The organism is Micromonospora sp. WMMA1996 (genome assembly GCF_002573675.1).
Lineage (GTDB): Bacteria > Actinomycetota > Actinomycetes > Mycobacteriales > Micromonosporaceae > Micromonospora > Micromonospora sediminicola.
Window position 1 is genome coordinate 2,517,614 of record NZ_PDHU01000001.1, and the last position, 16,541, is coordinate 2,534,154.

The following is a 16,541-nucleotide window of genomic DNA, read 5'->3' on the forward strand; positions in this document are numbered from 1 at the left end:
TCAGGATTCGCCGCCGGGGCCACCCAACTCGCGGTGGATGAAGTCGAACAGTTCGGCGTCGCTGGCCCCGTCGAGCGTGCGGGTCACCGGCGCCTCCTGCGGCGCGGACCGGTCGTCGCCCCAGCGGGCGAGGAACGCCTGCATCTGCACCAGCAGTTTCCGCCGGGTCAGCTCGTCCGGCGCGCCGGCGGCGAACAGTCCGTCCACCTTCTCCAGCTCGGCGAGCAGGCCGGTGGTGGCGGCGGCGCCGTCGGGGGCCAGCAGCGTACGCAGGTGCCGGGCGAGCGCCAGCGGGGTCGGGTAGTCGAACACCACGCTCGCCGGCAGCGTGGCCCCGGTGGCGGCCCGGAGCCGGTTGCGCAGCGCCACGGCGGTCATCGAGTCGAAGCCGACCTCGCGGAACGCCCGGGCGGGGCCGAGGTCGGTGGTGTCCGGGAGGCCGAGCACCGAGGCGGCCTGCCCGGCGACGAGGTCGACCAGGATCGCGTCCCGCTCCGCGTCGCCGAGCGGGCGCAGTCGTTCCCGCAGCGCGGTCGCAGCGGCGTCGTCGGTGGGCTGGTCGGCGTGCAGGCCGCGCAGCGCCTCCCGCGCCTCCGGCAGGTCGCCGAAGAGCGGCCGGTCGCGGACCGCGGCGACGGCCGGCACGAACCGGTCCCAGCGGACGTCGGCGACGACCAGCCGGGCGCCGTCCGCGACGGCCCGCCGCAGCGCGGCGACGGCCAGTTCGGGATCCATGCCGGGTAGCCCGCCCCGGCTCAGCTGCGCCAGGTCGGTGTCGGTGAGGCCGTCGGCCCAGGGGCCGAACGCGACCGAGGTGACCGGCAGCCCGGCCCGCCGCCACCCGGCGGCGAGCACCTGGAGCAGGGCGTCGCCGGCCGCCTGCCCGCAGCGCCCGCCGGAGCCCCACACCCCGGAGGTGGAGGAGCAGACCACGAGCGCGCCGAGCGTCCGCTGTTCCACCTCGTCGGCGTACCGGGGCAGGTCGCCGACGGTGGCGAGCAGGTCGGCGGCCAGGTCGGCGGGGGTGAGGTCGGCCAGCGGCACGGTGCCGGTGTCGGCGGGCACGTGTACCAGCCCGGTGACCGGGCGTCCGTCGGCGGCGAGCTGCGCCATCCGGTCGGCCAGCTTCCCGCCGGCCGGCTCGTCCAGCGGCACCACGGTGGCGCCGGCCCGGTCGAGCCAGGCGGTGGTGTGCCGGGCGACCGGTCCGGTACCGCCGCTGAGCAGGACGCTGCCGCGCGGCGTCCAGCCGCCGTCCGTACCCCCGGTCGGGTCGGTGGCGCGGACCAGGCGGCGCACGAGCGGCCCGGCCGCGCGCACGGCGACCTGGTCCTCTGCCTCCCGGTTGGTCAGCGTGGCGAGCAGCGCGGCGGCGGACTCGGCGGTCACCGTGCCGGGCAGGTCGACCAGACCGCCGACGTGCCGGGGGTGTTCCAGCGCGGCGGCCAGCCCGAGACCCCAGGTGGTGGCCTGCCACGGCCGGGTGGCCGGTTCGTCGTCGGTGGCGACCGCGCCGGTGGTGGCGAGCCACAGCGGCGCGCCGTCGTCGCGGGCGGTGTGCGCCTGCAGGAGCAGCAGGTTCGCCGCGAGCCCGGCCGGCAGGGCGTCCCGCTCGGGGTGGGGCGCCTCGTCGAGCGCGAGCAGCGACAGCAGTGCGGTGGGCCGGTGCTCGGCCGCGGCCCGGGCCAGGTCGGCGGCGAGGCCGTCGCGGTCCACGGTGGCCGGGTCGACGGTGAGCAGCCGCACGTCGGCGCCGCCGGCCCGCAGCGCCCCGGCGACCGTGGCGGCGGTCTCGCGGGGCGGGGCGACCAGCAGCCAGCGGCCCGGCTCCCCGCCGGTGAGCGGGCGGGGCTGCCAGGCGACCCGGTAGCGCCAGCCGGCCAGCACGCCGTCCTGACGCCGCCGGCGACGCCACGTGTCGAGCTGCGGCAGCAGGTCGCGCAGCGGCTGTCCGGTGTCGATGCCGAGACGGTCGAGGTCGCCGTCGGTGACCGCCCGCCAGAACTCGCCGTCGTCCGGCCCGGCCGCGCCGCCGATCGGCGTGGTCAGGGTGGGCCAGTAGCGCTGCGGCCGGAACGGGTAGGTGGGCAGTTCGGGCAGGTCGCGGGCGGCGGGTCGGGGGCCGGCGAGCAGCGCCGGCCAGTGCGGGTCCCGGCCGGTCGCGTACCAGGCGGCGACCGCGGTGAGCAGGGCGGTGACCTCCGGTACGCCGGCGCGCAGCGTGGCCACGGCGGTGGCGTCGTCGGGGAGCAGGTCGGCGTTCATCGGGGTCAGCACGGCGGCCGGCCCGATCTCCAGGAACGTGTCCGCGCCGGCCGCGCGCAGCGCGGTGATCCCGTCGGCGTAGCGGACCGCCTCGCGGACGTGGCGCACCCAGTAGTCGGGGGTGCGCAGGTCGTCACCGTCGGCGAGCGCGCCGGTCAGGTTGGACACCACCGGCAGCAGCGGCGCGGCGAACGTCAGCCCGTCCAACACGTCGCGGAAGTCGGCCAGCATCGGTTCCATCAGCGGGCTGTGGAACGCGTGCGACACCGTGAGCCGGCGGACGCGGACACCCCGGTCCCGCCAGGTCCGCTCGATCTCCGTCAGCGCGTCGACCGGGCCGGAGACCACCACCGACGTCGGGCCGTTGACCGCCGCGACGCCCACGTCCGGACGGCCGGCGATCGACGCGGCGACCTCGGCCTCCGGCGCGGCCACCGCCAGCATCCCGCCGCCGGCCGGTAGCGCCTGCATCAGGCGGCCCCGCGCCGCCACCAGCGCGCACGCGTCCGGCAGCGACAGCACACCGGCCACGTACGCGGCGGTGATCTCGCCGACCGAGTGCCCGCCGATGAGGTCGGCCACCACCCCGAACGACTCGACGAGCCGGAACAGGGCCACCTCCACCGCGAACAGACCGGCCTGCGTGAACCACGTCTGGTCGAGCAGGTCGTCGTCGCCGAACAGCACCGGCTTCAGCGGCTGCGGCAACAGCGGGTCGAGGTGCCCGCACACCTCGTCGAGGGCGGACGCGAACACCGGGAACGCCGCGTACAGCTCCCGGCCCATCCCGGCGCGCTGCGCGCCCTGCCCGGAGAAGAGGACGGCGGCGCCACCGGTGCCGGCCGGCGCGGCCGACACGAGGGCGGGGTGGGGGTCGCCGGCGGCGAGCGCGGCGAGCGCCTCCCGCCGGGTCGCCGGGTCGGCGGCGACCACCACGGCCCGGTGGGTCAGGTGCGCCCGGCCCTCGACCAGCGCCCAGGCGGTCGCGCCGGGGTCGGCGGCGGACAGCGGGTCGGTCGGGTCGGTGAGCCGGGCGGCCAGGCGGGCGGCCTGGTCCCGCAGGCCGGCGGCGGTGGCCGCGCTGACCGGCCACGGCAGCGCGACGTCGCGGGCCGGGCCGGCGAGGTCCGGGCCGGTCGGGTCGGCCGGGGCCTCCTCCAGGATCACGTGGGCGTTGGTGCCGCTGATGCCGAACGACGAGACGCCGGCCCGGCGGGTACGCCCGTCGGCCGCCCAGGGGCGCGCCTCGGTGAGCAGCGCCAGCGGGCCGGCCGACCAGTCCACGTGCGGCGTGGGCGCGTCGACGTGCAGCGTCGCCGGGAGCGTGCCGTGACGCAGCGCCAGCACCATCTTGATCAGGCTGGCCGCGCCCGCCGCCGCCTGGGTGTGACCGAGGTTCGACTTGACCGAGCCGAGCCAGAGCGGCCGGTCCGTCGGGCGGTCCGGCCCGTACGCGGCGGCGAGCGCCTGGGCCTCGATCGGGTCGCCGAGCGTGGTGCCGGTGCCGTGCGCCTCGATCGCGTCGACGTCGGCCGGGGTGAGGCCGGCGTTGGCCAGGGCGGCCCGGATGACGCGCTGCTGGGCCGGTCCGTTCGGCGCGGTCAGGCCGTTGGACGCGCCGTCGGAGTTGACCGCGCTGCCGCGCACCACGGCGAGGATCTTCCGGCCCTCCCGCTGGGCGTCGGAGAGGCGTTGCAGCAGCAGGACACCGACGCCCTCGCCCCAGCCGGTGCCGTCCGCGGCGGCGGCGAACGCCTTGACCCGCCCGTCCGCGGCGAGTCCGCGCTGCCGGGAGAACTCCAGGAACGCGCCGGGTGTCGACATCACCGTGACGCCGCCGGCGAGGGCCAGGTCGCACTCGCCGGAGCGCAGCGCCTGCGCGGCCAGGTGCAGCGCGACCAGCGACGAGGAGCAGGCGGTGTCGACGGTGACGGCGGGGCCGTGCAGGCCGAACGCGTACGCCAGCCGGCCGGAGACGACGGACGCGCCGTTGCCGGTGGCCTGGTAGCCCTCGACCTCGGCGCGGGCGCCGAGCAGCAGGGTCGCGTAGTCCTGCCCGTTGGTGCCGACGAACACGCCGGTGGCCGAGCCGCGCAGCCGCTGCGGGTCGAGGCCGGCGGACTCGATCGCCTCCCAGGTGGTGTGCAGCAGCAGCCGTTGCTGCGGGTCCATGGCGAGCGCCTCGCGCGGGTTGATCCCGAAGAACGCGGCGTCGAAGCCGGCCACGTCGGCGAGGAAGCCGCCGCTGCGGGTGTAGCTGGTGCCGACGCGCTCCGGGTCGCTGTCGAAGAGCCCGTCGAGGTCCCACCCCCGGTCGGTGGGCATCGGGCCGACGGCGTCCACACCGTCGGCGAGCAGCCGCCACAGCTCCTGCGGGGAGGACACGCCGCCGGGGAACCGGCAGGCCATCGACACGATCGCGATGGGTTCGTCGGCGGCCGGCCGGGCCGCCGGGTGGGTGGCCTCGACCGGCGCGTCCGCGCCGGCCACCATCGCGGTACGCAGGAAGCGCGCCAGCTCGGCCGCCGACGGGTGGTCGAAGACCACTGTGGAGGGCAGTGTCGTGCCGGTCGCCCGGCCGACCCGGTCCCGCAGCTGCACCGCGGCCAGCGAGTCGAAGCCGAGGTCGCGGAACGCGCGGTCGGCCGGCACCTGGTCGGTGGAGGTGTGTCCGAGCACGGCGGCGGCCTCGGCGCGGACCAGGTCGAGCAGCAGCGTCTCCTGCCCGGCCGGCGGCAGCCCGGCGAGTCGGGCGCGGAAGCCGTCGTCGGTCGGCTCCGGCTGCCCGCCGTCGACCGCGACGGCCGGGGCGACCCGGTCGAACAGGTGGCTGGGGCGCGCCGCCGTGTACGCCGCGACGAACCGGGACCAGTCCACGTCGGCGATCACCGGGGCCGGCTCGGGAGCGTTGACCCAGCGGCCCAGCGCGGCGACGGCGGTGGCCGGCGGGACCGGGTCGAGCCCGCGGCGGCGCAGCCCGTCCGCCGTCTCCCCGGCGGCCATTCCGTCCTGCGCCCACGGGCCGTAGGCGAGCGCGGTGGCCGGCAGACCGGCCGCGCGGCGGGCGGCGACCAGCGCGTCGAGCAGGGCGTTGCCGGCGGCGTAGCCGGCCTGCCCGCCGCCGCCCCAGACGCCGGCGACGGAGGAGAACACCACGAACGCGTCGAGGTCGCGGTCCTGGCAGGCGGCGTCCAGGTGCATCGCGCCGAGCACCTTGCCGGAGAGGGTGCGGGCCAGCTCGGCGGTGGTCAGGTCGTGGGCGGCGGCCGGGTCGCCGGCGACGCCGGCGGCGTGCACGACGGCGGTCAGCGCGGGCAGGTCGTCCACCAGGTCGGTGACGGCGACCGGGTCGCTGACGTCGCAGGCGACCACCCGGACCGCGCCGAGCGTGGCGGCGAGGTCGGCCGCGCCGGGGGCGTCCGGGCCGCGCCGCGACGCCAGCACCACCTCGTCGGCCCCGTTCGCCAGCAGCCAGCGGGCGACGTGCCGGCCGAGCGCACCGGTGCCGCCGGTGACCAGCACGGTGCCCCGGGGTCGCCAGCCGGCGCCGGCCGGCGCCGTGGCCGGGAGGAGCCGCCGGGCGTAGACGCCGCTGCGGCGTACGGCCACCTGGTCGTGGGTGCCGTCGGCGAGCAGCGCGACGAGCGCGGCGCGGGTGGTCCGGTCGGCGCGGGCGGGCAGGTCGACCAGGCCGCCCCACCGGTCCGGGTGTTCCAGGGCGACGGCGCGGCCGAGGCCCCAGGCGGACGCGGCCCGGACGTCGCCGCCCCGGTCGCCGGGGGCGACGGCCAGCGCGGCGCGGCTGAGCGCCCACACGCGGCCGGGCCGGCCGGTGTCGGTGAGCGCCTGCACGAGCGTGAGCAGCGCGGCGGTGCCGGCCGGGACCGCCGGCGCGCCGGGCAGCGGCCGGTCCTGCCGGGGCAGGACGCAGAGCACGCCGGTCCAGCCCTGGTCGTCGCCGAGGCGTCGGAGGCGCTCCGCCAGGTCGTTGCGGTCGGCGCCGGCCGCGATGGTGAGCGTGTCGACGGTGGCGCCGGCCTCGGTGAGCGTCCTCGGGACGCCGCCGTCGGCGCCGCCGCCGACGGTGGCGACCAGCCACCGGCCGGTCAGCCCGGCTGCGGCGGCGGGACGCACCGGCTCCCAACCGATCCGGTACGCCCCGGTGTCCGGTCCCCGGGTGCGGGCGCGGTGCCAGTCGGCGAGGACCGGCAGCGCGGTGCTGAGCGCGTCGGCGGCGGCGTCGTGGCCGAGGTGCGCGGCGAGCGCGGCGGGGTCGCCGCTCTCCACGGCGGCCCAGAACTCGGCGTCCGGCGCGGCCGGCGTGCGGGTGCTTGGCGCGGGCCAGTAGCGCTGGTGCTGGAAGGCGTAGGTGGGCAGGTCGACGCGGGTGGCGTCGGTGCCGGCGAACCAGGGCGTCCAGTCCACCGGCACGCCGTGGACGTGCAGGTCGGCCAGCCCGGCCAGCAGCGCGCCGCTCTCGTCCCGGTCCCGGCGTTGCACCGCGACCGCTCGCCCGTCTCCCTCGGCAAGGACCTCGGCGGTCAGCGCCGTGAGCACACTCTGCGGCCCGATCTCCAGGAAGGTGTCCACCCCGGCGTCGCGCAGCACGGTGATCCCGTCGGCGTACCGGACCGACTGGCGGACGTGCCGCACCCAGTACTCCGGGTCGGTCAGCTCCGCCGGCTCGGCGATGGCACCTGTCACGTTGGACACCACCGGCAGCAGCGGCGCGGCGAACGTCAACCCGTCCAGCACGCCGCGGAACTCGGCCAGCATCGGCTCCATCAGCGGACTGTGGAACGCGTGCGACACGGTGAGCCGACGGACGCGGACGCCCCGGTCGCGCCAGGTGTGCTCCAGCGCGGTCAGCGCGTCGAGGTCACCGGAGACGACCACCGAGGACGGCCCGTTCACCGCCGCGATCCCGACGTCCGTCCGGCCGGCGATCATTCCGGCCACGTCGGACTCGGGTGCGGCGACCGCCAGCATGCCGCCGCCGGCCGGCAACGCCTGCATCAGCCGGCCCCGAGCCGCCACCAACGCACACGCGTCCGACAGCGACAACACCCCCGCCACGAACGCGGCCGTGACCTCACCGATCGAGTGCCCACCCACGAAGTCCGGCGTCACCCCGAACGACTCGACCAGCCGGAACAACGCCACCTCGACCGCGAACAGACCGGCCTGGGTGAACCGCGTCTGGTCGATCAGGTCACCGTCGCCGAACAACACCGGCTTCAACGGCTGCGGCAGCAACGGATCCAGGTGACCGCACACCTCGTCGAGGGCGGACGCGAACACCGGGAACGCCGCGGACAACTCCCGACCCATCCCGGCGCGCTGCGCGCCCTGCCCGGAGAAGAGCACCGCGAGCGGGCCGCGCCGCACCGCGTCACCGGAGAGCACCGCGCCCGACGGCGTACCGGCCGCCAGCGCGCGCAGCGCGGTGAGCAGGTCGTCCCGGTCGGTGGCGGCGAGCACGGCCCGCCGTTCCAGGGCGGCCCGGGTGGTCACCGAGGACCAGGCCAGGTCCACCGGTCGGAGCGTGGCGTCACCGGCCAGGCGACGTGCCCACCGCTCGGCCTGGCTGGCCAGGGCCGCGTCGGTCCGCGCCGACAGCAGCACCGGCAGGTGGGCGCGGGCCGCGCCGGCGGTGGTGGCGGGCCGGTCCTGGCCGTCGGCGCGGGTGGGGAGCACGGCACCGTCGATCACCGTTCCGGCCGGGCCGGCGGTGGCGGGTGGCTGTTCGAGGACGACGTGGGCGTTGGTGCCGGAGATGCCGAACGACGACACCGCCGCCCGGCGGGGCCGGTCCTGGTCGGGCCACGGGGTCGGCGCGGTCGCCAGCTCGACCGCCCCGGCGGTCCAGTCGATGTGCGGGGACGGCTCGTCCACGTGCAGCGTCGGCGGCACCAGGCCGTGCCGCATGGCCAGGACCATTTTGATCACCCCGGCGACGCCGGCGGCGGCCTGGGTGTGCCCGAGGTTCGACTTGATCGACCCCAGGAGCAGCGGCGTCTCGCGGTCCTGGCCGTAGGTGGCCAGCAGCGCCTGCGCCTCGATCGGGTCACCGAGCGTGGTGCCGGTGCCGTGCGCCTCGACCACGTCCACGTCGGCCGTGCCCAGCCGGGCGTTCGCGAGGGCCTGGCGGATCACCCGCTGCTGCGACGGCCCGTTGGGGGCGGTCAGCCCGTTCGACGCGCCGTCCTGGTTGACCGCCGTGCCCCGCACCACGGCCAGGATCCGGCGGCCGTCCCGCTGGGCGTCGGAGAGCCGCTGCACCAGCAGGACGCCGGTGCCCTCGCCCCAGCCGGTGCCGTCGGCGGACGCGGCGAACGACTTGCACCGCCCGTCGGCGGCGAGTCCACGCTGCCGGGAGAACTCGATGAACGTCCCCGGTGTCGACATCACCGTCACCCCACCGGCCAGGGCGAGGTCGCACTCGCCGGAGCGCAGCGCCTGCGCGGCGAGGTGCAGCGCGACGAGCGACGACGAGCAGGCGGTGTCCACGGTGACCGCCGGACCCTCCAACCCGAACGTGTACGCCAGCCGGCCGGACAGCACGCTGCCCGAGGTGCCCACGCCGACGTACCCCTCGACCTCGGCCGACGACTCGACCAGCCGGGTCGCGTAGTCGTGGTACATGATGCCGGCGAACACGCCGGTGCGCGAGCCGCGCAGCGTCGCCGGGTCCAGGCCGGCGGACTCGAACGCCTCCCACGACGTCTCCAACAGCAGCCGCTGCTGCGGGTCCATGGCGAGGGCCTCACGCGGGCTGATGCCGAAGAAGCCGCTGTCGAAGTCGGCGGCGTCGTAGAGGAAACCGCCCTGCGTCGCGTACGAGGTGCCGCTGTGGTCCGGGTCCGGGTCGAACAGCGACTCCAGGTCCCAGCCCCGGTCGGCGGGAAACTCGGAGATCCCGTCCCCACCGGCGGCCAGCAGCTCCCACAACTGCTCCGGGTTGTCCACCCCACCCGGGTAGCGGCAGGCCATCCCGACGATCGCGATCGGCTCGTCCAGCCCGGTGGTGGTGGCCGCCGTCGGGGTGGCCGCGCCCGGCCGGCCGCCGGCCAGTTCGGTCCACACCTGCGCGGCGAGCGCGGCCGGGGTGGGGTGGTCGAAGACGAGCGTGGACGGCAGCCGCAGCCCGGTCGCGGCGTTGACCCGGTTACGCAGGTCCACCGCGGTCAGCGAGTCGAAGCCCAGTTCCCGGAACGCCCGGTCGGCCGGCACCGCGTCCGCGCCACCGTGCCCGAGCACCTGCGCCACCAGGCCCCGGACCAGCACGTCGACCTCGGCGCGGGCCTGGTCGTCGGTGAGCCGGGCCAGCCGGTCGGCCCAACCCCCGGTGCCCGCGAGCCGCCGGGTGGCGGCGGGCCCGACGAGCGGGGCCAGCATCGACGGTACGGGAGCACCGGCCGCGCGCAGCGCGGTCAGGTCGATCACGGTCGGTACGAGGGCCGGACGGCCGGCGGTGAGCGCGGCGTCGAACAGCTCCAGCCCGGTCCCGGTGCTCATCGGGGGCAGCCCGGCCCGCGCCGACCGCCGCCGCTCTCCCTCGCTGAGCGTCGCCGCCATGCCGGCGGTGTCCCACATCCCCCATGCCAGGCTGACCGCCGGCAGACCCTCCTGCCGCCGGGCCACCGCCAACGCGTCCAGGAACGCGTTCCCCGCCGCGTACGCCGCCTGCCCCGGCGAACCCAGCACCCCGGCGAGGGACGAGAAGAGGACGAACAGGTCCAGGTCGAGGCCCTGGGTGGCCTCGTGCAGCCACCACCCCGCCGTCACCTTCGGCGCCAGCACGCCCGCCAACCGGTCCGCGGTCATCGCGGACACCACGCCGTCGTCCAGGATCCCGGCGGTGTGCACCACTCCGGCGAGCCGGCCGGGAACCTCGGCGACCAGCCGGTGCACCTGGTCCCGGTCGGTGACGTCGCACGCCACCACCGACACCGACGCACCCAACCCGGCCAACCGCTCGACCAGGACCTCCGCACCCGGCGCGGCCGGACCCTGCCGCGACACCAGCACCAGCGACCGCACCCCGTGCCCGGTCACCAGATGCTCAGCCACCAGCGCACCCAGGGACCCGGTGCCACCGGTCACCAGCACCGTGCCGCCGGTCACCGGTATGTCCGCAGCCGGGACCAGACCGGCCACGTCACCACCGGTCACGGGCGCGTCCGCGGCGTGACCGGCCGTCATGTCCCCGGACGACCTCGCGGGAACAGCCGGCGGAAGCGTCGCGCGGACCAGACGCGGCGTCAACACGGCATCACCGCGCACCGCCACCTGCCCGCCCGTCACCGGCAAATCCCCCACCACACCGGCCAGCACCGACACCACCGACGCGTCCACGTCCCGATCCACATCCGCCACGACGATCCGGCCCGGATGCTCCGACTGCGCCGACCGCAGCAACCCCCACACCGCCGCACCGGCCAGATCCACCACCCGGTCGCCGTCCGACACCGCCACCGCACCCCGGGTCACCACCACCAACCGCGAACCCGCCAACGGCTCCGCGGCCAGCCACGCCTGCACCGCCGCCAGCACGTCCGACGCGACCGTCCGAACCGCTTCCGGCATCGCCACCCCGGACGGCGCGGCCACCGGCAGGACGAACACCTCGGGCGCCCCGGCAGCGAGCGCCGCGGGCACGACCGGGTACGTCGGCAGCCCGTCGACCGGCGCGCCGAGCGCCGCCCAGTCGCCGATCCGCCCCGGGCGCGCCGGCGTGGGCTCCCAGCGCACCTCGTACAGGGAGCGGGCGCCGGTCGCGGGCAGGCCGGTCATCTCCCGCAGGTGCAGCGCGTCCACCGACACGACGGGCGCGCCGGTCTCGTCGGCGGCGGCCAGCCGGACGGCGTCGCCGTCGCGGGTGAGCCGTACCCGCAGCACGGTGGCACCGGTGGCATGCACCTGGACGCCCTCGAACGTGAACGGGACGCGTGGTCCCCCGGCGCCGGGCGTGGGCAGCAGGCCGATCGGGTGCAGGGCGGCGTCGAGGAGCGCCGGGTGGATGCCGAAGCGCGCCGCGTCGCCGGCCACGTCGTCCGGGAGGGCGATCTCCGCGTACGCCGCGTCGTCGCCGGTCCAGGCCCGCCGTACGCCCCGGAACGCCGGCCCGTACGCCAGGCCGTGCGCGGCGAGCGTCGGGTACCAGTCGGTGAGGTCGACCTCGGTCAGCCCGGCGGGCGGCCAGGCGCCGACGGTGGGCTCGTCCGGCACCGACGGTTCGAGGATGCCGTCGGCGTGCCGGGTCCAGCCGGCGTCGGGGTCGTCCTCGGGTCGGGAGTGGACGGTGAGGGCGCGTCGGGTGCCGGCGCCGTCGACGCGTACCTGGAGGCGCAGCCGACCGGTGTCGGGCAGGACCACTGGCGTGGCGACGGTGAGGTCGCGCAGCCGGGGCACGCCGGCCTCGTCTCCGGCGCGGACGGCGATCTCGACGAGCGCGGCGCCGGGGAGCAGTGTGGTCCCGGCGACGGCGTGGTCGGCCAGCCAGGGGTGGGTGGCGAGGGAGAGTTGGCCGGTCAGGACGACCGTGCCGTCGCCGGCCAGCTCGACGGTGGCGCCGAGCAGGGGGTGCGCGGCGTCGCTCAGCCCGGCGCCGGAGACGTCGCCGGGGCGGTGGCGGGCGGTCTCCGGCCAGTAGCGCCGGTGCTGGAACGCGTACGTGGGCAGGTCGATCCGGGTGGGCGCGGGGCCGGTGAACCACGCCTCCCAGGAGACCGGGACGCCGTGCACGTGCAGCTGGGCCAGCGCGGTGAGCAGCGCGGGCGTCTCGGCGCGGTCGCGACGTTGCGCGGCCACGGCGAGCGCGGCGTCGTCGTCGGGCAGGATCTCGGCGGTCAGCGCGGTCAGCACGCTCTGCGGGCCGAGTTCGAGGAACGTGTCCGCGCCGGCCGCGCGCAGTGCGGTGATCCCGTCGGCGTAGCGGACCGCCTCGCGGACGTGGCGCACCCAGTAGTCGGGGTTGCGCAGGTCGTCGCCGTCGGCCAGCGCGCCCGTCACGTTCGACACCACCGGCAGCAGCGGCGCGGCGAACGTCAACCCCGCCAGCACACTGCGGAACTCGGCCAGCATCGGCTCCATCAGCGGACTGTGGAACGCGTGCGACACGGTCAGACGGCGGACCCGCACGCCCGCGTCCCGCCACGTGCCGTCGAGCGCGGTCAGCGCGTCGAGGTCACCGGAGACGACCACCGACGACGGCCCGTTGACCGCGGCGATCCCCACGTCCGCCCGGCCGGCGATCATCTCGGCCACCTCCGCCTCGGGGGCGGCCACGGCGAGCATCCCGCCACCGGCCGGCAACGCCTGCATCAACCGACCCCGCGCCGCCACCAACACGCACGCATCAGGCAGCGACAACACCCCCGCCACGAACGCGGCCGTGATCTCCCCGACCGAGTGCCCACCGACCAGATCCGGCATCACCCCGAACGACTCGACCAACCGGAACAGGGCCACCTCGACCGCGAACAGACCGGCCTGGGTGAACTGCGTCTGGTCCAACAGGTCACCGTCACCGAACAACACCGGCTTCAACGGCTGCGGCAGCAACGGATCCAGGTGACCGCACACCTCATCCAGGGCGGACGCGAACACCGGGAACGCCGCGGACAACTCCCGACCCATCCCGACGCGCTGCGCGCCCTGCCCGGAGAAGAGGATCGCCAGCCGGCCGCGCGGCGTCGGGACGCCGCTGATCGCTTCGCCGGACGGTTCGCCGGCGGCCAACGCCCGCAGACCGGCCAGCAGGTCGTCCCGGTCGGCGGCGGGCACCACGGCCCGTCGCTCCAGCGCGGGTCGGGTGGTCACGGACGACCAGGCGACGTCGACCGGTCGCCACGCCTCGTCGCCGGCGAGCCGGTCGGCCCACCGGTCGGCCTGGGCGGCCAGGGCCGCGTCGGTACGCGCCGACAGCAGCACCGGCACCACTCCCGGGCCGGCCGGCCGGTCGGTTGCCGCGTCGCCGGCGTCGGAGACGGGGGGCTGCTCCAGGATGACGTGGGCGTTGGTGCCGGAGATGCCGAAGGAGGACACGGCGGCCCGGCGGGGCCGGCCCTGGTCGGGCCACGGTGTGGCGGCGGTGGCGAGGGCGACCGCGCCAGCGGTCCAGTCGATGTGCGGGGACGGCTCGTCCACGTGCAGCGTGGCGGGGACGATGCCGTGCCGCATGGCCAGGACCATCTTGATCACCCCGGCGACGCCGGCGGCGGCCTGCGTGTGCCCGAGGTTCGACTTCACCGACCCGAGCAGCAGCGGCCGGTCCGCCGGCCGGTCCTGCCCGTACGTGGCGAGCAGCGCCTGCGCCTCGATGGGGTCACCGAGCGTGGTGCCGGTGCCGTGCGCCTCCACCGCGTCCACGTCGGCCGTGCCCAGCCGGGCGTTCGCCAGGGCCTGCCGGATGACCCGCTGCTGCGACGGACCGTTCGGCGCGGTCAACCCGTTGGACGCGCCGTCGGAGTTCACCGCCGTGCCCCGCACCACGGCCAGGATCCGGCGGCCCTCCCGCTGGGCGTCGGAGAGCCGCTGCACCAGCAGGACGCCGACGCCCTCGGACCAGCCCGTCCCGTCGGCCGAGGCGGCGAAGGACCGGCACCGGCCGTCCGGGGACAGGCCGCGCTGGCGGGAGAACTCGACGAACGTGCCGGGCGTCGCCATCACCGTGACGCCGCCGGCCAGGGCCAGGTCACACTCCCCCGACCGCAGCGCCTGCCCGGCCAGGTGCAGCGCCACCAGCGACGACGAGCAGGCGGTGTCCACGGTGACCGCCGGACCCTCCAACCCGAACGAGTAGGCCACCCGACCGGACAGCACGCTGGCGGAGGTGCCGGTGCCGACGTAGCCCTCGGCGTCCGGCGGGAGGTCGGCCAGGCGGGAGGCGTAGTCGTGGTACATCACGCCGGCGAACACGCCGGTGCGGGAGCCGCGCAGGACGGCTGGGTCGAGGCCGGCGGACTCGAAGCTCTCCCAGGACGCCTCCAGCAGCAGCCGCTGCTGCGGATCCATGGCGACCGCCTCGCGGGGCGAGATGCCGAAGAAGCCGCTGTCGAAGTCGGCGGCGCCGGTCAGGAAGCCGCCGTGCCGGGCGTACGAGGTGCCGGGGTGGTCCGGGTCCGGGTCGTAGAGCGCGTCGAGGTCCCAGCCCCGGTCGGCGGGGAACGCGGAGATCCCGTCCCGGCCGCCGGCCAGGAGTTGCCAGAGCTGTTCGGGGTTGTCGACGCCACCGGGGTAGCGGCAGGCCATGCCGACGATGGCGATGGGCTCGTCGGTGTCGGCCGCCCGCACGGCCGCGCGCCGGGCGGTGATCCGGCCGGAGACCAGTTCGAAGAGGTGCGCGGCGAGGGCGGCCGGGCTGGGGTGGTCGAAGACGAGCGTGGACGGCAGTCGCAGCCCGGTCGCGGCGTTGACCCGGTTACGCAGGTCGACGGCGGTCAGCGAGTCGAACCCGAGTTCCCGGAACGCCCGGTCGGCCGGCACCGCGTCCGCGCCGCCGTGCCCGAGCACCTGCGCCACCAGCCCTCGGACCAGCATGTCGACCTCGGCGCGGGCCTCGTCCTCGGTGCGGCCGGCCAGCCGGTCGGCCCAGTCGCCGCCGGCGCGGACCTGCCGGCGGGTGGCGGCCGGGCCGGTGAGGGCGCGGAGCACCGCCGGGACCGGCCCGCCGTCGAGGGCGGCCCGCAGCGCCGGTACGTCGACGACGGCCGGCACGAGCGCCGGCCGTCCCTCGGCGAGGGCGGCGTCGAACAGGGCCAGCCCGACGTCGGTGTTCATCGGGGGCAGCCCGGCTCGCGCCGCGCGTTGCCGCTCCCCCTCGCTCAGCGACGCCGCCATCCCCGCGGTGTCCCACATCCCCCACGCCAGCGACACCGCCGGCAGACCCTCCTGCCGCCGCACCAGCGCCAACGCGTCCAGGAACGCGTTTCCCGCCGCGTACGCCGCCTGACCCGGCGAACCCAGCACCCCGGCGAGGGACGAGAAGAGCACGAACAGGTCCAGGTCGAGGTCGCGGGTCGCCTCGTGCAGAGCCCATGCGGCCGTCACCTTCGGCGCGAGCACGCCCGCCAACCGCTCCGGGGAGATCGCCGACACCACACCGTCGTCCAGCACACCGGCGGTGTGCACCACCCCGGCCAACCGACCCGGCACCTCCGCGACCAGCCGAGACACCTGATCCGGATCGGTCACGTCGCACGCCACCACCGACACCGCCGCGCCCAACCCGGCCAACCGCTCGACCAGGACGTCCGCGCCCGACGCGGACGGGCCCTGCCGTGACACCAGCACCAGCGACCGGACCCCGTACCCGGTCACCAGATGCTCCGCCACCAGGGCGCCCAACGCGCCGGTGCCGCCGGTCACCAGCACCGTGCCGTCACCGACACCGACGCCGGAGGCGGAGGCGACGGAGGCGGCGCGGACCAGGCGGGGCACCGACACCCGGCCTTCCCGGATCGCCACCTGGCCGCCGGCCGGGTCGGCGGTGACGCGGGCGAGCAGCGCCAGGGTGTGCGCGTCCGGCTCCCGGTCGAGGTCGGCCAGCACGATCCGGCCCGGGTGCTCGGACTGCGCCGCGCGCAGCAGACCCCACGCCGCCGCGCCGGCCAGGTCGGTCACCGGGTCACCGTCACCGGTGGACACGGCGCCCCGGCTCAGGACGACCAGCGCGGTCTCCGCGAGCGGGTCCGCGGCCAGCCAGGACCGCACGGTGGCGAGCACGTCGGTGGTGACCGCGCGGACCGCGTCCGGGGTGGGCAGGTCGGAGGCGGGCAGCGGCAGGACGAGGACGCGCGGGGGCGTTCGGCCCGCGTCGACGGCCTCGACCAGCGCCGCCACGCCGGCGTACGCGGACAGCCCGGCCGGGCCGTCGCCGGTCAGCGCCGCCCAGTCGGACGGCGCCTCGGCCGGCGTGACGTCCTCCGGCTGCCAGGTGAGCGCGTACAGGGACCGGGCGGCGACGCCGGGGACGACCGCGCCGGTCAGCTCCCGCAGCACCAGCGAGTCGACGGAGACCACCGGCGCGCCGGAGGAGTCCACGGCGACCAGCCGGACGGCGTCGCCGGCGCGGGTGAGCCGGACCCGCAGGACGCGGGCGCCGGCGGCGTGCACCTGGAGTCCGTCGAGGGTGAACGGCACGCGCGGGCCGTCGCCGGGGAGCACCAGCCCGGCCGGGTGCAGGGCGGCGTCCAGCAGCGCCGGGTGGACCCCGAACCGGGCCGCCTCCCCGGCGGTGTCGTCCGGCAGCGCCACCTCGGCGTACGCCTCGC

General features: G+C 77.0%; 1 protein-coding gene (cut by a window edge). It reads right to left on the reverse strand.

Annotated features, from left to right (window positions below; genetic code table 11):
* Window positions 1–16,541: the 3' portion of a type I polyketide synthase gene (locus COO58_RS11730; protein WP_098746272.1), read on the reverse strand. It continues 13,105 nt past the right edge of the window; only the last 16,541 of its 29,646 coding nucleotides appear in the window; the start codon falls outside the window, past its right edge — the gene reads right to left on this strand; its stop codon occupies window positions 1–3.